23 protein-coding genes and 2 pseudogenes are annotated in these 20,975 nt (G+C 64.8%); 19 read left to right on the top strand and 6 right to left on the bottom strand.

The genetic code is table 11. The annotated features are described in order from the left end of the window. Nucleotides 1-37: 37 nt before the first annotated feature. Nucleotides 38-925, top strand: a complete 888-nt coding sequence (locus tag ABIB45_RS20685; protein ID WP_354217728.1) for a YrzE family protein — start codon at nt 38-40, stop codon at nt 923-925. On the opposite strand, the gene ABIB45_RS20680 is transcribed toward ABIB45_RS20685, so the two are convergent. Continuing rightward, nucleotides 922-1,317, bottom strand: coding sequence for a YchJ family protein (locus tag ABIB45_RS20680; RefSeq protein ID WP_354217727.1), 396 nt, complete (start codon nt 1,315-1,317; stop codon nt 922-924). The two genes, ABIB45_RS20685 and ABIB45_RS20680, sit on opposite strands and share 4 nt — an antisense overlap. A 243-nt stretch (nt 1,318-1,560) precedes the next feature. On the opposite strand from ABIB45_RS20680, the gene ABIB45_RS20675 reads away from it, so the two are divergent. The 3 genes and pseudogenes from ABIB45_RS20675 to ABIB45_RS20665 all read left to right on the top strand — a co-directional run. Beyond that, a complete protein-coding gene (locus tag ABIB45_RS20675; protein WP_354217726.1) occupies nt 1,561-2,136 on the top strand; it encodes a hypothetical protein in 576 nt (191 codons plus the stop codon). A gap of 77 nt (nt 2,137-2,213) precedes the next feature. Continuing rightward, nucleotides 2,214-3,218 carry an aldo/keto reductase family protein gene (locus ABIB45_RS20670; RefSeq protein WP_354217725.1) on the top strand — a complete coding sequence of 335 codons (1,005 nt, stop codon included), beginning with the start codon at nt 2,214-2,216 and terminating at the stop codon, nt 3,216-3,218. Between the two features lie 62 nt (nt 3,219-3,280). Beyond that, nucleotides 3,281-3,598, top strand: a pseudogene (locus ABIB45_RS20665) (Rossmann-fold NAD(P)-binding domain-containing protein); the annotation flags it as partial. A gap of 207 nt (nt 3,599-3,805) precedes the next feature. Here ABIB45_RS20665 and ABIB45_RS20660 read toward each other — a convergent pair. Beyond that, entirely contained in the window at nt 3,806-4,690 is an 885-nt protein-coding gene (locus ABIB45_RS20660) for a cytochrome c oxidase assembly protein (RefSeq protein ID WP_354217724.1), read from the bottom strand. Between the two features lie 140 nt (nt 4,691-4,830). Here ABIB45_RS20660 and ABIB45_RS20655 point away from each other — a divergent pair, with 140 nt between their 5' ends. The 5 genes from ABIB45_RS20655 to ABIB45_RS20635 are packed head-to-tail and all read left to right on the top strand — an operon-like array spanning nt 4,831 to nt 8,424. Further along, entirely contained in the window at nt 4,831-5,592 is a 762-nt protein-coding gene (locus ABIB45_RS20655; RefSeq protein ID WP_354217723.1) for a phosphatase PAP2 family protein, read from the top strand. Between the two features lie 26 nt (nt 5,593-5,618). Beyond that, entirely contained in the window at nt 5,619-6,332 is a 714-nt protein-coding gene (locus tag ABIB45_RS20650; RefSeq protein WP_354217722.1) for a DedA family protein, read from the top strand. Between the two features lie 4 nt (nt 6,333-6,336). Next, nucleotides 6,337-7,011, top strand: a complete 675-nt coding sequence (locus ABIB45_RS20645; protein ID WP_354217721.1) for a response regulator transcription factor — start codon at nt 6,337-6,339, stop codon at nt 7,009-7,011. Beyond that, nucleotides 7,004-7,999, top strand: a complete 996-nt coding sequence (locus tag ABIB45_RS20640) for a sensor histidine kinase (RefSeq protein WP_354217720.1) — start codon at nt 7,004-7,006, stop codon at nt 7,997-7,999. Before ABIB45_RS20645 ends, ABIB45_RS20640 begins: the two co-directional genes overlap by 8 nt. Nucleotides 8,000-8,043: 44 nt before the next feature. Next, the gene (locus ABIB45_RS20635) at nt 8,044-8,424 is read left to right on the top strand and encodes an RNA-binding S4 domain-containing protein (protein ID WP_354217744.1); all 381 of its coding nucleotides are present in this window, start codon (nt 8,044-8,046) and stop codon (nt 8,422-8,424) included. Here the strand turns inward: ABIB45_RS20635 and ABIB45_RS20630 are convergent. Beyond that, nucleotides 8,411-8,932 (bottom strand): hypothetical protein, encoded by a 522-nt coding sequence (locus ABIB45_RS20630; RefSeq protein WP_502909158.1) that lies wholly within the window; start codon nt 8,930-8,932, stop codon nt 8,411-8,413. The two genes, ABIB45_RS20635 and ABIB45_RS20630, sit on opposite strands and share 14 nt — an antisense overlap. Nucleotides 8,933-9,412: 480 nt before the next feature. Here ABIB45_RS20630 and ABIB45_RS20625 point away from each other — a divergent pair. Further along, nucleotides 9,413-9,976: pseudogene (locus tag ABIB45_RS20625) on the top strand (HNH endonuclease); the annotation flags it as partial. 239 nt (nt 9,977-10,215) lie between these two features. Then, a complete protein-coding gene (locus ABIB45_RS20620) occupies nt 10,216-10,833 on the top strand; it encodes a uracil-DNA glycosylase family protein (RefSeq protein ID WP_354217718.1) in 618 nt (205 codons plus the stop codon). A gap of 68 nt (nt 10,834-10,901) precedes the next feature. Here ABIB45_RS20620 and ABIB45_RS20615 read toward each other — a convergent pair whose 3' ends face one another. Both ABIB45_RS20615 and ABIB45_RS20610 read right to left on the bottom strand, forming a co-directional pair. Further along, nucleotides 10,902-12,146, bottom strand: a complete 1,245-nt coding sequence (locus ABIB45_RS20615; protein ID WP_354217717.1) for a type II toxin-antitoxin system HipA family toxin — start codon at nt 12,144-12,146, stop codon at nt 10,902-10,904. Further along, nucleotides 12,143-12,418: a helix-turn-helix transcriptional regulator gene (locus tag ABIB45_RS20610; RefSeq protein ID WP_354217716.1), complete on the bottom strand. Its 276-nt coding sequence runs from the start codon at nt 12,416-12,418 to the stop codon at nt 12,143-12,145. Before ABIB45_RS20610 ends, ABIB45_RS20615 begins: the two co-directional genes overlap by 4 nt. 224 nt (nt 12,419-12,642) lie before the next feature. Between ABIB45_RS20610 and ABIB45_RS20605 the strand changes: the two genes are divergently transcribed. From ABIB45_RS20605 to ABIB45_RS20590, 4 genes are all read left to right on the top strand, one after another. Beyond that, nucleotides 12,643-13,743, top strand: a complete 1,101-nt coding sequence (locus ABIB45_RS20605; protein WP_354217715.1) for a thermonuclease family protein — start codon at nt 12,643-12,645, stop codon at nt 13,741-13,743. 508 nt (nt 13,744-14,251) lie between these two features. After that, a complete protein-coding gene (locus tag ABIB45_RS20600) occupies nt 14,252-14,860 on the top strand; it encodes a DedA family protein (protein WP_354217714.1) in 609 nt (202 codons plus the stop codon). 63 nt (nt 14,861-14,923) lie between these two features. Then, the gene (locus tag ABIB45_RS20595; protein WP_354217742.1) at nt 14,924-15,052 is read left to right on the top strand and encodes a type I restriction-modification system subunit M N-terminal domain-containing protein; all 129 of its coding nucleotides are present in this window, start codon (nt 14,924-14,926) and stop codon (nt 15,050-15,052) included. Continuing rightward, the gene (locus ABIB45_RS20590) at nt 15,049-15,471 is read left to right on the top strand and encodes an N-6 DNA methylase (protein ID WP_354217713.1); all 423 of its coding nucleotides are present in this window, start codon (nt 15,049-15,051) and stop codon (nt 15,469-15,471) included. The genes ABIB45_RS20595 and ABIB45_RS20590 overlap by 4 nt, the downstream gene beginning before the upstream one ends. Nucleotides 15,472-15,558: 87 nt before the next feature. On the opposite strand, the gene ABIB45_RS20585 is transcribed toward ABIB45_RS20590, so the two are convergent. Further along, nucleotides 15,559-15,726, bottom strand: coding sequence for a hypothetical protein (locus tag ABIB45_RS20585; RefSeq protein ID WP_354217712.1), 168 nt, complete (start codon nt 15,724-15,726; stop codon nt 15,559-15,561). 352 nt (nt 15,727-16,078) lie between these two features. Between ABIB45_RS20585 and ABIB45_RS20580 the strand changes: the two genes are divergently transcribed. Genes ABIB45_RS20580 through ABIB45_RS20565 form a run of 4 tightly spaced genes read left to right on the top strand, consistent with a single transcriptional unit; the run spans nt 16,079 to nt 20,943 of the window. Beyond that, on the top strand, nt 16,079-16,840 hold the full coding sequence (locus ABIB45_RS20580; RefSeq protein ID WP_354217711.1) for a FadR/GntR family transcriptional regulator: 762 nt from the start codon (nt 16,079-16,081) through the stop codon (nt 16,838-16,840). Nucleotides 16,841-16,881: 41 nt separating this feature from the next. Continuing rightward, nucleotides 16,882-17,946, top strand: a complete 1,065-nt coding sequence (locus tag ABIB45_RS20575) for an asparaginase (protein ID WP_354217710.1) — start codon at nt 16,882-16,884, stop codon at nt 17,944-17,946. A 29-nt stretch (nt 17,947-17,975) separates the two neighbouring features. Then, nucleotides 17,976-19,400 carry an aspartate ammonia-lyase gene (locus ABIB45_RS20570; RefSeq protein ID WP_354217709.1) on the top strand — a complete coding sequence of 475 codons (1,425 nt, stop codon included), beginning with the start codon at nt 17,976-17,978 and terminating at the stop codon, nt 19,398-19,400. Nucleotides 19,401-19,428: 28 nt separating this feature from the next. Further along, on the top strand, nt 19,429-20,943 hold the full coding sequence (locus ABIB45_RS20565) for an amino acid permease (RefSeq protein WP_354217708.1): 1,515 nt from the start codon (nt 19,429-19,431) through the stop codon (nt 20,941-20,943). The last annotated feature ends 32 nt before the right edge of the window (nt 20,944-20,975 follow it).

The raw sequence follows: 20,975 nt of genomic DNA, 5'->3' as shown, positions 1-20,975 counted from the left end.
CCTTGTTATCACTGGCCACCAGTGGTTGAGTTGACTCATGAGCAACCAAATGGAACCAGGGGACGGACTTCCGAGGCGCGCCCGGAATGAAAATCTGCGGAGTGAAACTGCTCGTGACGCATCCTTCGCGGGCGGGGAGCCAACGCGGGCTGCCGATCAGACGCCTTACGTTGAGCCAACCCGCGCCGATAATCAGACGGCGTACGTCGAACCGGCGTACGTCGAACCGGCGTACGCCGAACAGGATTACGTTGAGGGGGATTACCCGGCGCAGCCGTACGCTGCGGAACCGGCAGTGGATGCTCCGGTGGTGGATCCGCGCCTGACGGATCCCCAACTGACGGACCGGCAGACCGCCGTAGCCCGGGAGAAGGAACAGTTCGGCGGTGTCAAGGTGGGCTCCGCCTTCTTCGGCTGGCTGGCCGCCACTGGCATGGCCGTCCTGCTGACCGCCCTCGTGGCCGCGGCCGGTACCGCTGTCGGGCTGGCAAACAACACGGACGTCAACGAGGCCGTCAACCAGATGGCCACCAACGGCGCCGTGGGCTGGGTGGGCATCATCGTCCTGCTGGTGATCCTGTTCGTCTCCTACTATTCCGGCGGCTATGTGGCTGGCCGGATGGCCCGGTTCAATGGCGCCAGGCAGGGCATGATGGTGTGGGCTTGGGCCTTGATCGCCGCGGTTGTGGTGGCGCTGCTGGGCCTCATTGCCGGGCAGCAGTTCAATGTCCTGGCCAGCCTCAACAGCTTCCCGCGGATCCCCATCAACGAAGGTGAGCTGACGGTCACCAGCATCATCGCCGCCGTCGTCGTGGCCCTGGTGGCGCTCGTGGGCGCAGTGCTCGGCGGCCTCGCGGGCATGCATTTCCACCGCAAGGTGGACCGTGCCGGCTTCACCCCGGACGGAACATATAGCGAGAGCTAAAGCAAAGCGTCCACGTAATACCAGCGCCGGTTTTCGCGCACAAATCGGCTGGTTTCGTGGTGGACGCCGCGTTCGCCGTCGTGCCTGAAATGCGCTTTGAATTCCACGGTCCCTTCTGTGTCCAAGGGCCCGCCGCGGTGCGTGGCGAGGATGTCGAGGCGGCGCCACTCCATGGCAGGATCCAGTTCCAGGCCCGGCGGCAGGGTGTCGGGATGCCAGGTTTTCCGCAGGTATCGCGCGTCCAACAGCACAAACGCGCTGTAGCGGGAGCGCATCAGCTGTTCCGCTGTGCTGGCTTCCGCGCCGCCGCTGTGGAACCGCCCGCAACACTCGCTGTACGCCTCGCCGGAGAGGCAAATGCAGTTGCCGCCGGTGCCTGGGTTCTCGGGCAATGGTGCTCCTTTGAAGGTTGCCTTTAACGGTCCTCGGGCCTGCGTTGCGGTGGCCTGATGATCCCTTTCGACTATAGGCGGCAGGGTGCGTGTCATATCCGGTAACAGCTTAGAAACAACCTCGGGTGCACCCCGCAGGCGGCGGCTTCGCCGAAAAATAGTCCGTAAGGTAGTGGGATGGGCTGTGGCCCTTGGTGATGGGTGGCGGCACGGACCCAGCCGCGGGCAGATTGGAGAGACGACGTGGGAGATTCAACGACGATCGCTCTGCACCTGACGTTTTTCGGGACGCTCGGCGTGGCGTTCCTGATGTTCCTGGGCCTGATCCTGCTGGTGGTCCTTACGCTGGTGCTCGCCGGCGTCGGGCGGTTGGTGGCTCTAACGGTGATGGCCCTGTTTCGTCGGCTCCCCAAAAACGAAATCCTCCCGCTGGTCCGGCTGACCGGGCCGGCCGTCCGTAAGGAACCGCCGGCGCTCGCCGAGGACTGGGCCTCAGCAGTGGCCGAAGCGGACGCCCGCGCCATGGCGCGTGCACGGGCCGCTGCTCCCGAGGTCAAAGTCGCCGTTCGTGATCTTCCTGACCCTTCCACGCCGGCAGCAAAACTGAAGGCTGTGGCCCCTCTTGCGGAGTCGGCGCTGCACCAGGACAACCCGGGATGCGACACAGCCGGTGGCAACAACGCAACCGGCGAAGCCCCCCGTTCGTTCACCAAGCCTCCTGCCCCAGCAACGCTGTCCCTGCTGGATACGGGCTCGCTCGTGTCGCTGTCCGATCATGCGAACGTCTTCAAGGCTAAATTGCCGGCAGACCGCAGCTAAGCGCCTGCTACCGGTGCGCCGTCAACCGCCACGGGAAGCCCTTACCCCGGGCAACCATCTCCGCTAGCGTGGGACCCATGGAATTCAGATACCTCGGAAACAGCGGCTTCAAAGTCTCGGAAATCACGTTCGGCAACTGGCTGACGCACGGCTCACAGGTGGAGAACGACGTCGCCACCGAGTGCGTCAGGGCAGCGCTCGACGCCGGCATCAGCACCTTCGACACCGCGGACGTTTACGCCAACACCGCAGCGGAAACAGTCCTCGGTGCGGCGCTGAAGGGGGAGCACCGCGAGTCCCTGGAGATTTTCACCAAGGTTTTCGGCCCCACCGGCCCCAAAGGCAAGAACGATCTGGGCCTGTCCCGCAAACACATCATGGAGTCCATCAACAGTTCGCTCCGCCGCCTCCAGACGGACTATGTGGACCTCTACCAAGCCCACCGGTACGATTTCGAGACGCCGTTGGAAGAGACCATGCAGGCCTTCGCGGACATCGTCCGGCAGGGCAAGGCACTGTACATCGGAGTCAGCGAATGGACCGCCGAGCAACTCCGCGCCGGACACGCCCTGTCCAAGGAGCTTGGCTTCCAGCTGATCTCCAACCAGCCGCAGTACAACATGCTGTGGCGGGTCATCGAAGCCGAGGTGGTGCCGGCTTCCGAGGAGCTGGGCGTGTCCCAAATTGTCTGGTCCCCGATGGGGCAGGGCGTCCTGAGCGGAAAATACTTGCCTGGCCAGCCTGCACCGGAAGGCAGCCGCGCCACCGATGACAAGGGCGGAGCCAGGATGATCGAGCGCTGGATGCGCGACGACGTCCTGGCCAGCGTCCAGAACCTCAAGCCCATCGCGGCGGAGGCCGGGCTGTCCATGCCGCAGCTCGCCGTCGCCTGGGTGCTGCAGAACCCGAACGTGGCTTCGGCGATCGTGGGCGCCTCCCGTCCGGAGCAGATCGCCGACAGTGCGGCTGCCGCCGGTGTGACCCTCGAGCCCGATGTGCTGAAGAAGATCGACGACGCGATCGGCTCGCTGGCTGAGCGCGATCCGGCCAAGACCAAGTCGCCCGCTACGCGCGAAGCGTAGGAGCCGCTTTGGTTTCCTTGCCAGCCCTGGCCGTGACCGGGTCCACCGGAGGCCTGGGCGGGATGGTGGCCCGGCAGCTCGCCGCGGCCGGCACCGCCCAGCGCCTGCTGGTGCGCGACGCCGACCGCGCGCCGGAGCTCGACGGAGCGGTCCCCCTGGTGTTCAGTTACGCCGCCGCAGTTGTGGCCGGCCAGGGCGGCGGAAGCTGAGGACAGGCTGGAGCAGCACTACAGCTTTAGTGCTGCCGCGGCTGCCGCCGGGGTGCAGCACGTGGTGTACACGTCGTTCTATGGCGCGGCGCCGGACTCGGTGTTCACTTGGGCCGCGACCATTTCGCCACCGCGGAGCGGATCAGGGCCTCCGGCATGAAGTACACCTTTCCGTTGATCCGAATGGTGACCGTGCGTAAACCTGTGACGAGAGGATCGACCCGCCCACCTGGAAAACCAGCCGGGCGGTTCGCCTGGTCCAAATGGACGCTGCGGTGGGTGGCGGATCCCGGCCGCCACGAGCTCGCCTGACGGGCAACAGACACCAGCGGCTGCCCGTCAAAAGCCCCATTATCTGGACAAAAACTCGGGGGTCTCTTAGCGGCCGCGCCTCAGGTGCTCCGCGTTGAGGTCTTCAAGTTCCCGGTCCGTGAGGTCGTCAAAGCTGCGGGCCTCGCGTTTGTCGCTCCTTGAGAAACGCATGAACATCAGGATGATCAGCGGCAGGTCCACGATCTCGCAGATGAACCACAGGAGATCGCCGGCCAGCTGCTGGTCCCGGAGGGCGCCCGGGAACCAGGCGGGCGCGCCCCCCGCCACAGCCGTCACCCGGTCCAGCACCTGCCCGTTGAGCCGCAGAAGGATCCCGGGGACGGCGTCGATCAGCAGCTCAATGAAGACGAAAACGAATTCCAGGGTGATGAAGGCGCTGGAACGCTGAAAATCGGCGTCTTCGATGATGGGCAACGCCATCATCAGACCCAGCAGCGGAACCCCGACCGTGAGTAGCGCCTCGGCCACCGGATCCGTTCGCAGTGTGTAGAAGAACGGCGTGAGGAACGTTGAAAAGAGGGCCAATCCCAACAGCGGGGCAGCCAGCGAGTTGCTGAAAAAACGCACCAGGCGGTGGGACAGTGTGGCGTTCAGCCGCGTGATTCCTGCGGGTGGCAGCGCTGCACGAGCCAGCGTGATCGGTTTCCCCAGGCCGATCAGCAACGGCACCACAAAGAGCATCAATGAGATCTTCAGGGTGAACGCCCACCGCAGCTCAGCGCTGTAGACGCCGGGGAAGCCGCAGGTCAGGACCGTCAGTGATCCCAGACCCAGCAGATAAAAGGCCGCGGTCCGCCACCACGGCCAGCGGCGGCCATTGGCGGCTACCGTCCGCACGCCGAGTCCGTACAACACGCCTGAGGCAACAATGAGGACGAGTGCGGCCCAGTCGATTCGCCAGGCGCCAACAACAACTTCGAGTGGGGGCACAGGCCCAAGGATAAGGGAACTTCCTTGGAAAACGCCGGGCGATCCATCAGGGACGCCATTCTTAAGGATTCCTTAACGGCATCGGGGCAGACTGGTCTGGACGCGGCCAACGGGCCGCAGAGAGCGAGCCGGAGTATTTGATGCCTGACACCGACCACAGCCCAAGTTTCCCGCCAGGCCGCGCATGCGCCGCCCCAAGTGGCGGCAGGACGCGGCTCCTCGCGCTGCCCCAAGCCCGGCTCTGGGTCCTGTGGGGGATCCTCCTGGCCGCCGCCGTCGTCATTCTTGGCATCACTGTTGCACATGTTCCCGGCATCAGCATGGACGAACTGGGCGTGGATCAGAACCTGAGCCTGCATCACATTGCCCTGCTGACCGGAGTCGCCATGGCCTTGAACCTGTTGTTCGGCCCCATGGTGGGGGTCCTGCTGATCGCCGTCGTCGCCTTGTTTTTGCTGTTGGTGCGCCGGGCGCCCGTCAATGCTGTGGCGTTCGGCCTGGTGGCGGCGTCCGGCTGGGTGGCGAGCGAATTCTTCAAGATCCTTGTGGCCAGGCAGCGTCCGAATCCCGCGTTGCTTTTCGACCCGCTGGCACCGGAAACCGGGAGCGACAGTTTTCCCAGCGGTCACGTCAGTTTCGCTGTGACCCTTGCCTTCGCTGTGTACTTCCTGGCCCGCGGGACGCGGTGGTCGAAATTCGCCGCAGTCGCAGGCGTGGTGGTGGCCGTGGTCGTGGCGTGGTCACGGCTGTACATCGGTGTGCACTACCTGTCCGACGTCGTCGGGTCGCTTCTGGCTGGCAGCGCAGCCGTGATCCTCCTGACCGGGTGCTGGAACTGGTTGGCGCCCCTGGTGTGGAACCGTCTGCCGGTCAACGCGGCAACCAGGCCATTCTTGCTCTAGGCGTTCCCGCCCTTACGAAAGGCATCATGCAGACATTTCATGCACTGGCCACGGCGGCGGCCTCCGCTGCCATGTCCTCGCCCCTCGACCCGGCCGGGCTCCTTCAGGGCCTGGGACCGGCCGCCCTGGCGGTTATCGCCGGGATGGTCTTCATCGAATCCGGCGTCCTTTTCCCTTTCCTGCCCGGGGACTCGCTCCTCTTCACGGCGGGCCTGCTTCATCAGCAATTGAACCTCACCCTCCCGCTCCTGATCGGCGTCGTCTCAGTGGCGGCGGTGGCCGGCGACCAGGTCGGTTACTTTCTGGGCCGGAAGTTCGGCCGCCGCTGGTTCAAGGATGATGCCCGGATCCTGAAGACCTCGCACCTGACCCAGACCGAGGAGTTCTTCCACCGGCATGGCGGTGGCGCGGTGGTGATGGCGCGCTTTGTGCCGATCGTGCGTACCTATGCCCCGCTGGCAGCCGGGATCGCCCACTACACGTACCGGAGATTTACTCTCTGGAACATCGTGGGTGCGGTGGCCTGGTCGGCGTCCGTGATCCTGCTGGGGTCCTGGCTGGGGCACTTCGAAATCATCGCCAACAACATCGACCTCATCGCCGTGGCCATGGTCCTGGTGTCCGTCATCCCGTGGGGCATCGAGTACCTGAAACGCCGCAGGAACAAGGGCAACGTCAGCAAGGAACCGGCCGCAGAATCCGAAGATCGGCTCGTGGAAGAGTTGGCCGGGGAAGAATAGACCCATGACAACAGATGCCCGGCCGTCCCTTCTCCTGGTCGAGGATGATCCCGTCCTGGGCCCGCTCATTGTGGAGCTGCTGGAGGGGGATTACTGCATCCGGCTGGCAGCGGACGGAAGGCTGGGGCTCAGCGCCGCACTTGGGGAGCCCTGGGACGTCCTGGTGATCGACCGCGGGCTGCCCGGCATGGACGGGATTGCCCTGATCAGCGCACTACGGGCTAAAGGGATTTCGACGCCGGTGCTGATCCTGACAGCGCTGGGCGCAACGGATGAGAAGGTCCGCGGACTCGACGCCGGCGCCAATGACTATATGACCAAACCGTTCGACGCCGGGGAGCTGGGTGCGCGCCTGCGCGCGCTGACCCGCAGCTACACTCTGCAACAACCGACGGTGAGCATCGGCGACTGGGAGCTGAACGCCGTCGCCCGTTCCGTCCGCTCCGTCTACGGTCCGCTGGTGACGCTGACCGCCAAGGAATGCGAGCTGCTGGCCGCACTCGCCACGCAACCGGACCGGGTATTCAGCCGGGACGAACTCATCCGCGCCGTTTTCCCGCCCACCGACCAACCAAGCGTGGTGGACACGTACGTCCACCACCTTCGCCGCAAAATATCAAAAAGTGTGGTCCGGACGGTCCACGGCATCGGCTACCAGATCGGGGACGGGCATGAGTAAAACAGCCGGGCCGGCCGACCGGGACCAGACCACCCTGCGAAAGGCATCGTTAAGGATCGCCCTGCGCATCAGCGCTGCCTGCGCTGTGATGGTCATCCTCCTGCTGGCCGGAGCGGCCGTCTACCTGGCGAACCAGTTGTCGCACCCCGAAGTGCCCGGCACTCCCGGTGCCGTGGCAGACTACGCCTACCTTGACTACAAAGATCTGCTCAAGGCCTTGGTCATCGCAGGAGCCGCAGGGATTGTGCTCGCCGGCCTGATCGGCTGGCTCAGTGCCCGCAGCGCCATCCGTCCTTTGGGCGAGGCAATGGCACTGCAGCGCAGGTTCGTCCAGGATGCCAGCCACGAACTTCGCACACCCCTGACCATCCTGGACGCGCGCATCCAGCTCGCCCAACGCAATGCCCCGGCCGGCTCGGAGCAGGGGAACGCGCTGGCCCGCATCAGGGAGGACACGGGAACGCTGACGGCCATCGTCAATGAACTGCTTCTGGCGGCCACAGGCGGAGCCCCGGAAGCGCCGCCCGAGCCGACGGACGTCGCTGAGGCGGCTGCCGCCGTCGCCGACAGCATCCGGCAGATCGCCCAGGACCTGGACATCCACGTTGTGGGCACGAAGGACGGCCAGTCGCTTTGCCGGATCGATCAGAACAGTCTCCGCCGCGCCGTCCTTGCCCTGGCGGACAACGCCCTCGCCCATACGCCGCGCGGAGGAAGGGTAACTATAGCTACCACTTCGAGCCACCGCAGCGCTGTCATAACGGTGACCGATACCGGATCCGGCATCACCGGCGTCGAACAGGACAGGATCTTTGATCGGTTCGTGCGGGCACCCGGTCCGGATTCCTCGCGGGGCCAAAGCAGTTTCGGCATCGGGCTGGCCCTGGTCCGGGACATCGCGACCGGTGCTGGCGGGACTGTTGGGGTCGCCAGCACGGGTCCGGGTGGAACCACCATGAAGCTCACGCTCCCGCTGGCTGCACCATGACCCCGGTGCCCCGGGCCGGCGACGCCGTATACTCGGTGCCAGCCATGACCAGCCTTCCGTCCTCCCCCGCCAGCGTCCGCCTTGATGCGTGGCTGTGGGCGATCCGCGCCTACAAAACCCGCTCCGCTGCCACTTCCGCGTGCCGGGCCGGACACGTGCGGCTCAACGGCAGCCCAGCCAAGGCCTCCGCCACGCTCGTAACGGGCGAGACCGTGACGATTCGGATGTCCGGCTATGAACGCATCCTTGAAGTCCGCCGCCTGATCGCCAAACGCGTGGGCGCCGAGGCGGCGTCGCACTGTTTCACCGACCACACTCCGCCCCGGCCGGTGGCGCCGGCTCTGGGACTTCCGCAGCGGGACCGTGGTGCAGGGCGGCCCACCAAGAAGGACCGGCGCGAGATGGAACGTCTTAAGGGCGCGTAGTTTCAGCCTGGTTCTTGACCTTGGCCTGCACGAGGTTCGCGAACGGCAGCTTTCCGTGGTCCGCGACGAAGGCGGCGTGATACGCCGCCTCAGCCCGGCTCACTTCCTCGGCAGGCAGCTCTTTCCACGCAATGATCAGTTCGTCGGTGTGTGTCAGCTGCCAGATGAGCCGGCTGTCCCAATGTCCTGGCGGCCGGCCCCTCCCGAAGTCCAAAAACTCCTTGATCTGAATGCGGAGGCCACGATTGCCCTTGCTCCCGGTCCCTGCCTTCCCGAGGTAGAGAATATCTGCGCCGTCCACCCATTCCGCCCAAATGGCTTCCGCCGGCAGGGTGGGGATCTTCTTCTTGAAAACGCCTGCGGCGCTCCTCTTCAGGAAGTGCGGCTCGAACTCATTTGTCCGGAGCACAGCGAAGACGCCCGTGCCCTGCGGAACCCTTATGATCTCAAGGCTGTCGAACGCCTTGAAGCCAGCAAAGCCGTCAGACTTGAGCGTTTTCTTGTTCATCCTGATGACGTTACCCGCCGAAGCGCCCCGGTAGGGGCCGCTTATCCACATAGCGTTCAACGGTGCCTATCATTGTCGGACCGCTCTGGAAGACTCTGCTTATGGAAGCCAGTCAGGGTCCGGCAATGGAGCAGGCGGCGGGAAACCGCGCATCCGGCCTTGCGGATGCCCTGAATATTCTCAACTCCGTCCGTGCCGGCAGTGACGGTCCAAGCGTTATCAACCGGCTGCGGGAACTTGAGGATGTGAAGTCGGCCGCTGCTGCCGCGCAGGCGCGGTTTTCGGTGGCGTTCGACGCCGTCGGGAGACGTGCGCAGGCAGCGGCTAGCGTTCCAGCGGACCAACAGGGCGCCGGTGACCGGGCAATTATTGGCGCCGTCCGCGCCCCAGCGTACCGGCGGGACCCGGGATCGGTAGCGAAGCGGGCCAGCCGGCGGTGCAGCCGGAACTCTGGTCGGCGGGCCCGGCGGGGATATGGATGCGGATGAACCCGACTTCAGAATCTGGCTTCGCCGGCTATACACCGCTCCCGGCAGCGGTGAGTTGGTTTCAATGGATTCAAAGGCGCGGCTTTTCCCGGAACGGCTACGCCATTTCCTCCACACCCGCGACGATACGTGCCGCACACCGTACTCCGATGCTCCGATCCGGCATCACGACCACATCATCCCCTGGCACAGCGACGGACCCACCAACACGCTCAACGGTCAGGGGCTTTGCGAAGCCTGCAACCACACCAAGGAATCACCGGGCTGGGCCGCCCGGCCAATACCCGGCCCGCGCCACACCGTTGAAGTGACCACACCAACCGGCCACGCTGACCGGTCAACCGCGCCGCCCTTGCCCGGAACTCCCCTGGCCCGTTGGCCCAAGGCCAACACACCACTGACCGCCGCAGGAGAGCGGCCCAACCATCGTCGGAGACTCCGGCGCCGTACCAAGTGGTTCAAACGGGCCGATTTTAGACGAGCACCTGTGATCTGGCGCCCGGCTGAAAGGACTCGAGTCGGCCCCCTGGGCCTGGCCCAGGGGGCGCGTGCCTGAACAAGTTTGAATCGGGTCCAGGTATTACGGCTGCCGTACCAGTCCTGGATGTCGTGGGATATCAAGACGTGTTCCAGTGACAAGTCACCGTCGGTTGCAGCCGGCGGGCGGTGTACCGGTCAGGAATCCACATATTGTTGCGGAGCCGTGCACGGGACGCCCTGCCCACCCGCGCGCCCAAAAGCGTAGAGTGGCATAAGACGCCTGATTCTGGACGCCTTGCTGCTGAGGGAGAGATCGTGACGATTGACTGGGACGAAAAAAAGGCCCTGCTACAGGAACCAAACATTGCGGCGGTAACGCAGCTTTGCGACGAACTGATGGAAAAGAAGCCAGGGTCCACCGTCCCGTACATCGACCCCGTGCATGACGAAGACGAATGCCGGATCGTCAGCCTCCATGTCAGCCCCGGCAAGGGCACCGAATCGGGGTTCGTCTCCCATTTCAACGATGACGAAGCCGCGCGCCGCGCCACCCAGATCTACGAACTCGCAGAGCTCGACCCCCGCTACGTCATGCCGTGGAACGCCTACCCGTGGATCCGCGATCCGGAGTTGCCGTCGGCCCTGAACGTCCAGGAAAAGACCGATGGCCTTCGGCCCTTCCGTCAGTTCTTGAAAATCAACCGCCGGGTCTCGGCTGTCATCGCCCACGGCACGGATGCGTCCACGTTCCTCACCCTCTTCGAGAAGACTTACCATTCCTCGCTGAAGAACAGCGGCATCAAGATCTATAAGGCCAGCGCGCTCGGCGGGCGGGTCTTTGCTGTTTCTGAAGCCAAGCAGGAGGACCTCCTGGCCAAGAGCGTGGAAGTCTACAAGGACGCCATGCAGCGGGCGGGCATCCAGCACCTCTAGCTGCCTCTCCCCCTCCCCTGCGAAGTGCCATCTCGGGAACCTACGACGGCGGCACTCACCTGAGTGCCTTAGCCTTCCAGCAACCGCCTGCGGTGCTTGAGCTCCTTCACCCACGCCCTGGTGACCATGTCCGGGAAGGGCGAGCCGCCGTCGTCGTTCCTTCCGGCACGTGGCACGCCGGCGAAAGCCGTACCGGACTCCAGGTCAGCGATCAGGGGACCGGACGCCTTGAAGGCGAGCTCCACCACTTGGCTGGCCGTCCGGTCGGGGAGTCCCAGGTCCGTGGCCCAGCCCAGGAAGTGCCGCCGCGAAATCCCGTTCCGCTTCCCGCTCAGGGTTAGCGCCAGGGTCTTGTCGCCGTAGACAACAGTGGAGGGGATGTCGTAGACCGGCGCGATGGTCCATTCCCCGTGCGGCTGCTGGACCATGGACACGTTCTTGGCGTGCAGGTCCCCGTTGCCGCTCAGCCACGCGAAAGCCCCCTGGAGTGCGAGGTTGCGGAGGGCGGGCAGGGGAGCGGCGCAATGGTCGGCCAGCGCGTGGCACACCGTCCCGTACCCCACGTTGTACTTGTCCGCGGGGTAGAGCTTGAGTACCTGGGCGCCGTCCTCCACCGCCAGCCGCTGGACCTGGTCATGCTTACCGCCAGGAACCGGGATACGGTCGAAACGCTCCACCAGCAGGCCCGGCCTGCCCGCGACATCCCTGATCAGCTGGACGTGGCTCACGGGGATCCGCAGCTTGGCCGCGTACCGGAACATGACAAACTCGTTCTCCACCACGTGCGGAAACTCCGGAGCGTTGAGTTTGAGGATGAACCGCTTGCCGGCGCTGGCCACGGGCAGCGAAATCATCCCGGCGGACAGCTTGTCCTGCACACCCGCCAGCGCCACCGGGTCAATCAGGTCCGGATCGCCCAGCAGCTGGTCGAAATCCATGGGCAGCTTGGTGTTGAGCTCGACTGAGTGTTCGTCCGGGTCCAGCGGTTCGCCGTGCCCGACGATCTGGACGTCGCCCACCGGATTCCCGCCGGCAGCGATGAGCAGGGCCAGGTCGTCGTCGGCGCTGGTCTTGATGGAACGTCGCAGCGCATTGAGCCTGCGGCCCTCCGGCAGCAGCCCGGTGAAATACGGCGGTGCAGCTCCAGCCCCTGAGAAAACCGGCTCGGTGGTGAGCGGCAGGGAGCTTGCGACGGCGGGTCCCCCGGTTGCAAGATACGCCGGAAGGTAGCCGAACCGGGTGCCGCCGTCGTGCCGTTCGAGGCGTGCGGCCAGCACACCCGCCTTGTAGATGTCGGCGACGCGGTGCTTCATGGCTGTGCTTCACCGACGACGTTCGGGGCAATGGCCGGGTCTGCGAGTGCGCGGGCAGCCTGGCTCGTTCTGGTGTTGAGCCGGAGTTCGAGGCCCAAGGTGTCCAGGACCGCGGTCAGGGAATCGAGCTGGACGCTCGGCTTGCCCTGCTCCACAAAACGGACGAACCGTTCCGAGACCCCGGCCATGTCCGCCAGGTCGCGCTGGGTAAGGCCCAACTGTCCGCGCCGCGAGCGCACTTCTCCGGCGAGCAAGTCGGTCAAGGGTTCCATTGGCGCCTCCGATATAGGTACGAACGTGCCGTATTTGGATTCCCGGTAAGCCTACGCCCAGTACTGCCTAGCGAAAAGCCTCAGACCGGCACGAACGTACTGCTTTCGTCAGCGATTATCCTCACTTGCCCGAAAACGTCCAGCATAGTTTGAGGAAACTTTCAGGTTCAACCAAGGTTGCTGTATCTTCACGACATGATCGCCTGTTTAGAAAAGAGCTTTGAATGAAGAAACTACTCGTTGCTTCCGTGGCCTCTGCCGCGTTGGTGGCAGGGTCCATGGTCGTCGCCTCTGCGGCGAATGCAGATTCCGGCACGGTAATCCGGATCATTGACGGTGACACCCTGGTGGTCAGCATCAACAACGGCGACCACACCATCCGACTGCTCAATATAGACACCCCGGAGACGAAGGACCCCAACCAGCCCGTGGAGTGCCTCGGCCCGCAGGCCGCGGAATACCTGGAGAGACTGCTCCCTCAAGGCACGCGGGTCAGGCTTGAGTTCGACGCCGAACGTCACGACAAATACGGCCGGACTCTCGCTGGGGTATTTACACCGGATGGTTCACTTGTAAACGCGAACATAGCCCGGGAAGGCATGGGAATCCCCGTACAGTTCGGCGGCAACAGTAAATTCATGCCGCCGGTCGAAGCGGCCTACGCGGAAGCTCGGGCGGCCAAGAGCGGTCTGTTCTCCGATCAAGTGGACTGCACGATACCTGCCCAACTTGCACAGACGACAAAGGCGCTTGAAACCGCCGCTGCAGCCGAGCCCGCAACCACGTCAACTGCTGCTGGCGCAGTGGCCACAGCCCTTGTTACGGAACTGGCAGCGGCAAAGGCCCTCAGAGCTGTTCTTGCTGCCAGCAAGGACGCCCAGAGGGCAATCTACTGGGCTGGCCTGACGGCCACCGTCACAGTGGCCTACCTTTCCACGCTCGATAACAAGGTCGCGGCTGCAGAGAAGAAGCGGGACGACACGAAGTCCCTGCAGGTCACCCTGGCATCGGCGGAAAAGAAGGCACTCGAGGACCGCCTGGCCGCTGAGGCTCAGGCCGCAGCGGAAAAGAAAGCCGCCGAGGAACGTGCTGCTGCCGAGAAGAAGGCCGCGGACGACGCAGCTGCTGCCAATGCCGCAGCAGCGGAAGCGGCCCGTCAGGCCGAAGCCGAGCGCCAACGTAGGCTGCCGGCACCCGCACCATATGTCCCGCCGGCGCCCCAGCCGTACATTCCGCCCGCGCCCGCCCCATATGTACCACCGGCTACCAAGTACACAGGTCCGCGTTGCTACGCACCGGGCGGGAAGTCTTGGCGTCCCTGCTAGGGCATTTGCGGATTGCAGCGGGTCCCAAGCGCTCTTGGGACCCGCTGTTTATAGACCCGATCCGGGCCCGGATCATTCCTCGGTCAACCCCTGGATCTCCGACATGGCATTCTGAAGCCGGGCAGCGAACCGGCACGATCGCGCCGGTTGCCGACTATGGAAAGAGCGCCAGCAGGCGGGCATCCGAACAGGAAGGGGTTGGCCGCCCCTTCCAAAGGCGAAGACGGTCACCGGCATACAAAGATCGCTGACGCCGCAGATCGTTACCGCGCAGCGCTGGGTCACGGCGTGAATGTCATCCCCCTCATTGCCGTTGCTTCGGGAACCGCTTCCATCAGACCCACGTGGCGTTGGCCTTTCACGCCCGACGCGGTGTTGGAGTTAATCGGAGATGGTGCAGTGGAAAGCCTCCCGACATTCCGTGAGGGCCCTGGCGTTCGCGAGATAGTCGCTTCAACTGTCGAAAGCTACGCCTGAAAGTTCTGCCCCGATGGCCTAGTATTTCCCCATGAGCGGCTTCATTGACGGCATCCTGAACGTCAGCCCGCTCGTGGCCTACATCGCCGTCTTCTGCCTGGTGTTCGCCGAAGACGCGCTGTTCGTCGGCTTCGTTATTCCGGGTGAAACGGCGGCTGTGCTGGGCGGGGTGGTGGCCAGCCGTGGCGAAGTTCAACTGCCGGTCATGATGATTGTCGCGGTAGCGGCCGCTGTTCTGGGCGACACCGTAGGCTACGAGGTCGGGAAGCATTTAGGCCCCCGGCTCGTGAAGTCCAAAGCGATGACCCGGCATAGGAGACGTCTAAAGAAGGCCCAGGACTTCCTGCGCCGCAGAGGCGGGTGGGCGGTCTTCCTGGGACGGTTCGTTGCCTTCTTCCGCGCTGTGATGCCCGCTTTGGCCGGCACGTCCCGGATGCCGTACGGCCGGTTCTTGCTCTTCAACGCTGCTGGCGGTCTCGCGTGGGGTATCGGCTTTGTCCTGCTGGGCTACCTGGCCGGCAATTCCTACGAGGCCGTGACCAAAGCAGCCGGCCGGGACATCGCCGTCGTCATCGCCGCAGTGGCCCTGACCGCGCTGGTGGCGTGGCGCCTGCGCGCTTGGAAGAAAGAACGCACGTAACGGAGGACGGCGGAGGTCTTGGACCGCTCGACAGGACTGTCACCCCCAGGCACAAAACTCACTGTGGTGATCACAGGTGAAATCAAGTCCCAAGTAGACAAAGTCCAAAATACGTTCTGGAGCGGCGGCATCTCCAACCCGCTGGAAGTCATCGAACAGATCACATATCTGCTGTTTCTGAAGCGTCGATGAGTGAAGATTCCACCTACCGCCACCACATGAAGGATGCTCAGTTCAAGATCCCGAACGCGGGCGTGCTGAAACACGTCGTGGACATCGTCGACAGCATCAATATGGACGGCAAGGACACCAAGGGTGACCTGTACGAGTACATGTTGTCCATGCTGGCTTCGGCCGGGACCAACGGGCAGTTCCGCACGCCCCGCCACATCTTCGACCTCATGGTGGCGCTTGAGGATTGGCCTGACCTGGCGCAGCATGCCCGCCGCGCCGAACAGTTCACCCGGGTAGATCCCCGAGCGTCCATGTTCTACGCCAGGTACACCGCCGAGCGCCTTGTTGATTGGCTGTTCAAGGTAGAGCCCGCGCTCGTCCTTCCCTACAAGGACGACCTCAACGCCCTCCTGAACGAACCCGCCTTCAAGAACTAGGCGAAGAACGGCAGCCAGCTGCCGCCGTCGTTTGCGTTCGATGCCGGCCACCTCGCCCCGGCGCCCAAAGCTCCGGTCCACCAGCAGTCACCGGAGCAGCTCCAGAAGCTGGAGGCAGAGCACAAGGCCAGAGACGAGGCCCTCACGAAAGCCGCCGCGGCCAACGAGGACCTCACAGCCCAGCTGCAGCAACTGCAGGCCGAAATTGCCCAGCAGTGGGACTACCTCGACTGGCGTTGTGAAACTGTTCGGCATTCTCCGGACTATTGAGGACCGTGCCCGCGTAGGGTGAGCAGGTTCCTGAATGGGCGCCCACAACCCCGATCGGTGGCGCCATACGGGTCAGAGCCGGCGTCGGGGAGGATGTTGGTGTCGCTGGCGGGGTTGCGGCGCTCGAAGCACTTGCCGCGCCGCCCGCGGGCTCCGGCAGGGCCGCCGGGGATCCGCATCCGGAGGCAACCAAGCACAAAATGGCAGCAGCGATCAGTGTGTTCAGTCTTATTTTCCCCATAAGGGCAGTATGGCAAGGCTATTGCGGCCTATCAACCAGGCCCCCGGGCATGTCGCGGACATTGACACAGTCTGTGACCCGTGCCATATTTAAAGCGTGAACCTGTCAGACAGCCGGACAGCAGGACAGCCTGCGCATCCCGTCCGCGAGCAGCCCCTTAGCCAGCCTTCCCCCGCGGCCGGCGTGGCAGTTCAGCCCTTGGCCCGGCTCAGTGCGGCCGAAGCGGTGTTCAACGCCATCCGTGCCGACATCGAATCCGGCGTCGTGGCAGTGGGGGGCAAGCTCAGTTCCGAGGCTTCCCTGTCACAGCAGTACGGGGTCAGCCGCTCGGTCATCCGCGAAGCCCTCCGTTCCTGCACCGCGCTGGGCCTGACGGTTACCAAAACCGGTAAGGGCACCTTTGTGGTGGCCAACAAGGTGGCAAACGACCTCACGCTCGGGCAGTACTCCGCCCGGGACCTCACCGAAGCGCGCCCCCACATCGAAGTCCCCGCCGCGGGTCTGGCCGCCCAGCGGCGGACAGACGAAGAACTGGCGACGATGCGGCACATCGTCGCCGCCATGGCCACGGAAACTGACCCTGAATCATGGGTTGCCCTGGACTCCAGCTTCCATGCCGCCATCGCCCAGGCCAGCGGCAACAAGGTGTTCGCCAGCGTGGTTGCCGATATCCGGGGCGCCCTGGCATTCCAGTCCGAGACGCTGAACATGGTGGCCGACCGCCAGCACGCCTCCGATGCTGAACACCAGCGCATCCTCGAGGCCATCGAAGCAGCATCCGCAGACGCCGCCAGCAACGCGATGGCCGAACATCTGCACGCCGTGGGCGCCGCCCTCGATTCCATCCTCAACCACTAACGCTTCAGCAAGTATCCCTTCACCAGTAACCCTAGGACTCCATGCCTGCCACTGCACTTCATGCTTCCCAGACTGCTGCCTCCGGCACCGCCGGGAACCTCCCGCAGCACGCACCCCTGGTGGTCGCTACCCGCGACGGCCTCGTGGAAAGCGTCCACTACGGTTCGGCCGTCGCGACGGCTCCGGACGGCACCATCCTGGCCGCGGTTGGCGACCCCCTGGCTCCGTTCTACCCGCGCTCCTCCCTCAAGCCGCTGCAGGCCGTGGCCATGGTCCGTGCCGGCCTGAAACTCCCCGCCGACCTCCTCGCGCTGGCCGCCGCGAGCCACTCCGGCGGGGCCAAGCACCGCGGGGGCACCCAGCGCATCCTCAGCATGCATGGCCTCACGGCGAGCGACCTCGAGAACAGCACCGACCTCCCCTACGGCACCTGCGAGCGCGAAAACTGGCTGCGTTCCGGCCTCCATGCCACACAAGTGACGCAGAATTGCTCCGGTAAGCACGCCGCCATGGCTGCCACCTGCGTCATCAACGGCTGGCCGGTCAAAGGCTATCTGGACCCGTCGCACCCGCTACAGCAACTTGTCGCGTCCACAGTTTTTGAACTCGCAGGAGAGGAACCGTCCGCCCGCAGTACAGATGGCTGCGGCACCCCGCTGTTCGCCCTCACCCTCCGCGGCATGGCCCGCGGCTTTGGCACCATCGCAGCCGCTGCAGCGGGCATATCAGGAACCCCCGACGACGGCGGGACCGCCCCACTGTCGGCGGACGCCGCCGTCGGACTCGCCATGCGGCAACACCCTGACATGGTGGCCGGCGAGCGCCGGGACGTCACCGAACTGATGCGGCTGCTCCCCGGCGCCGTGGCAAAGGACGGTTTTGAGGGTGTGCAGCTGGTTGGCCTGCCGGACGGCCGCGCCGTCGCCGTCAAGATTTCCGACGGCGGCGACCGTGCCCGGATGCCCGCCACGCTGCACGTCCTGGCGGCGCTCGGCGTCGACACCGCGCCGCTGGGTGGCATCGCTACCGCCCCCGTCCTGGGCGGCGGGCACGCAGTCGGCCTGCTGCAGCCCACCGATTTCCTGCCTGCTTTAACCCTGTCCTAACCCGTCAACGAAGCCCTGTGAGGACCCTCATGACCAACCTGACCATGCTTGATGCCGCAACAGAAACCCGGTCCGAGCACGATCTCCTGGGCGACCGCGACGTCCCCGCCGAAGCGTATTGGGGCGTCCACACCCTCCGCGCAGTGGAAAACTTCCCTATCACCGGGCAGCCGCTGTCCTCCAACATGCACCTGATCCGCGGCCTCGCCGCCGTGAAGCTCGCCGCCGCCCGGACCAACCACGAGCTTGGTCTGCTGGACGCCGACCGGGCGCGGGCGATCGAACAAGCCTGCACCGACGTGATGGCCGGAAAACTCAGCGACCAGTTCGTGGTGGACGTGATCCAGGGCGGCGCCGGGACGTCGTCGAACATGAACGCCAACGAGGTCATCGCCAACCGGGCGCTGGAGATGCTTGGCCACCCCAAGGGCGACTACGCACGGCTGCACCCCAACGACCACGTGAACCTCAGCCAGTCCACCAACGACGTTTACCCCACCGCGGTCAAGCTCGGCACCATCTTCGCCGCCCGCGAGCTTCTGGACTCCCTGGCAGAACTCGAAGAAGCCTTCGGCGAGAAGGCACTGGAATTCCGCACCGTGGTGAAGATGGGCCGCACCCAGCTGCAGGACGCCGTCCCCATGACCCTCGGCCAGGAATTCGGCACCTATGCCGTAACCATCGGCGAGGACCGCCTGCGCCTGGCCGAGGCCGAACTGCTCATCCACGAAATTAACCTCGGCGCCACCGCCATCGGCACCGGCCTGAACGCTCCTGCCGGCTATACCGAGGCAGCCTGCCGGCACCTGGCCGAGATCACGGGCCTGCCCCTGGTCACCGCCGTCGACCTCATCGAGGCCACCCAGGACGTGGGCGCCTTTGTGCACCTGTCCGGCGTGCTCAAGCGGGTGGCTGTGAAGCTCTCCAAGATCTGCAACGACCTCCGCCTGCTCTCCTCCGGCCCGCGCGCCGGCTTCGGCGAGATCAACCTGCCGGCCGTACAGTCCGGCTCGTCCATCATGCCCGGCAAAATCAACCCCGTCATCCCGGAAGTGGTCAGCCAGGTCGCCTACGAAGTCATCGGCAACGACGTCACCATCACCATGGCCGCCGAGGCCGGGCAGCTCCAGCTCAACGCCTTCGAACCCATCATTGTCCACAGCCTCCACAAGAGCATCTCCCACCTCGAAGCAGCCTGCCGCACCCTCACGGCCCGCTGTGTCCGGGGCATCACTGCCAACACCAAGCACCTCCGGCTCACCGTGGAACAGTCCATCGGCCTGGTCACCGCCCTGAATCCCCACCTCGGCTACGCCACCGCCACGGCAATCGCCCAAGAGGCACTCGCCACCGGCAAGGGCGTCGCGGAACTTGTCCTCGAGCACGGCCTGCTCACCGACAGCCAGCTCCAGGAACTCCTCAGCCCCGAACGCCTCGCCAACCTCAGCAAATAGTCCCCACATCCCCTTAAGGACACAGCGCATGACGAATCCCCCCATCCCCGACCACCTCATCGACGGCGGCCACGCCCACGCCACCGAGTCCACCCTGCACGCGGAGGACAAGGGCTACCACAAGAACCTCAAACCGCGGCAGATCCAGATGATCGCCATCGGCGGCGCCATCGGTACCGGCCTGTTCCTCGGCGCCGGCGGCCGCCTAAACGCCGCCGGACCGTCGCTGGTCATCGCCTACGCCGTCTGCGGTTTCTTCGCTTTCCTCATCCTGCGGGCCCTGGGCGAACTGGTACTGCACCGGCCGTCGTCGGGCTCGTTTGTCTCCTACGCCCGCGAATTCTTCGGCGAGAAGGCAGCGTTCGTCTCCGGCTGGTTCTACTGGATCAACTGGGCCACCACCACCATCGTGGACATCACCGCGGCCGCCCTGTACATGCACTTCTTCGGCAACTACGTCCCCTGGATGGCAGCGGTTCCGCAGTGGGCCTGGGCCCTGATCGCCCTGGTGGTGGTTCTCGCCCTGAACCTTGTCTCCGTCAAGGTGTTCGGTGAACTCGAGTTCTGGTTCGCCCTCATCAAGGTCGCCGCACTGGTCATCTTCCTCGTGGTCGGCACCTACTTCGTCATCTTCGGCACTCCCGTGGACGGCCAACAGGTTGGCCTCAGCCTCCTCTCGGACAACGGCGGCGTCTTCCCCAACGGCCTGCTCCCCATGATCATCCTCATGCAGGGCGTCCTGTTCGCCTACGCCTCGATCGAGCTCGTGGGCACCGCCGCCGGCGAGACCGAAAACCCGGAAAAGATCATGCCCAAGGCCATCAACTCCGTGGTCTTCCGCATCGCCGTCTTCTACGTCGGCTCCGTCATCCTACTCGCGCTGCTGCTGCCCTATACCTCCTACGAGAAGGGCGTCAGCCCGTTCGTGACGTTCTTTGGCTCCATCGGCATCCAGGGCGTGGACGTCATCATGAACCTGGTGGTCCTCACCGCCGCCCTGTCCTCCCTGAACGCCGGGCTCTACTCCACCGGCCGAATCCTCCGCTCCATGTCCGTTAACGGATCGGCCCCCAAGTTTGCGTCCCGGATGAACAAGGCCGGCGTTCCCTACGGCGGCATCGCCATCACCGCCGCCGTGTCCCTGCTGGGCGTCCCACTGAACTACCTGGTCCCCGCCCAGGCTTTTGAGATCGTCCTGAACGTGGCCTCCGTGGGCATCGTCATGACCTGGGCAACCATCGTGCTCTGCCAGATCCAGCTCAAACGCTGGGCGGACAAGGGCTGGCTCGAGCGCCCGTCGTTCCGGATGTTCGGTGCCCCGTACACGGGTTACCTTTCGCTGCTCTTCCTCGTCGGCGTGCTGGTGATGGTCTTCATTGATTCCCCGCTCACCATGCTGGTAACGGCCATCGCCTCTGCGCTGATGGTGGTGGGCTGGTTCGCCTGCCGCCACCGCATCCGTGAAATCGCGGCCACCGGCGAGGGCTTCACGGGCACGGCTCCCATGGTGGCCAACCCGCCTGCGGACACGTTCAAAAAGTAGCGCACCGGCGCGTTTTTAAACGTACGACGGCG

Source organism: Arthrobacter sp. UYCo732, from assembly GCF_040547265.1.
Taxonomy (GTDB): domain Bacteria; phylum Actinomycetota; class Actinomycetes; order Actinomycetales; family Micrococcaceae; genus Arthrobacter.
This window is presented reverse-complemented; position numbering and strand designations above follow the sequence as displayed.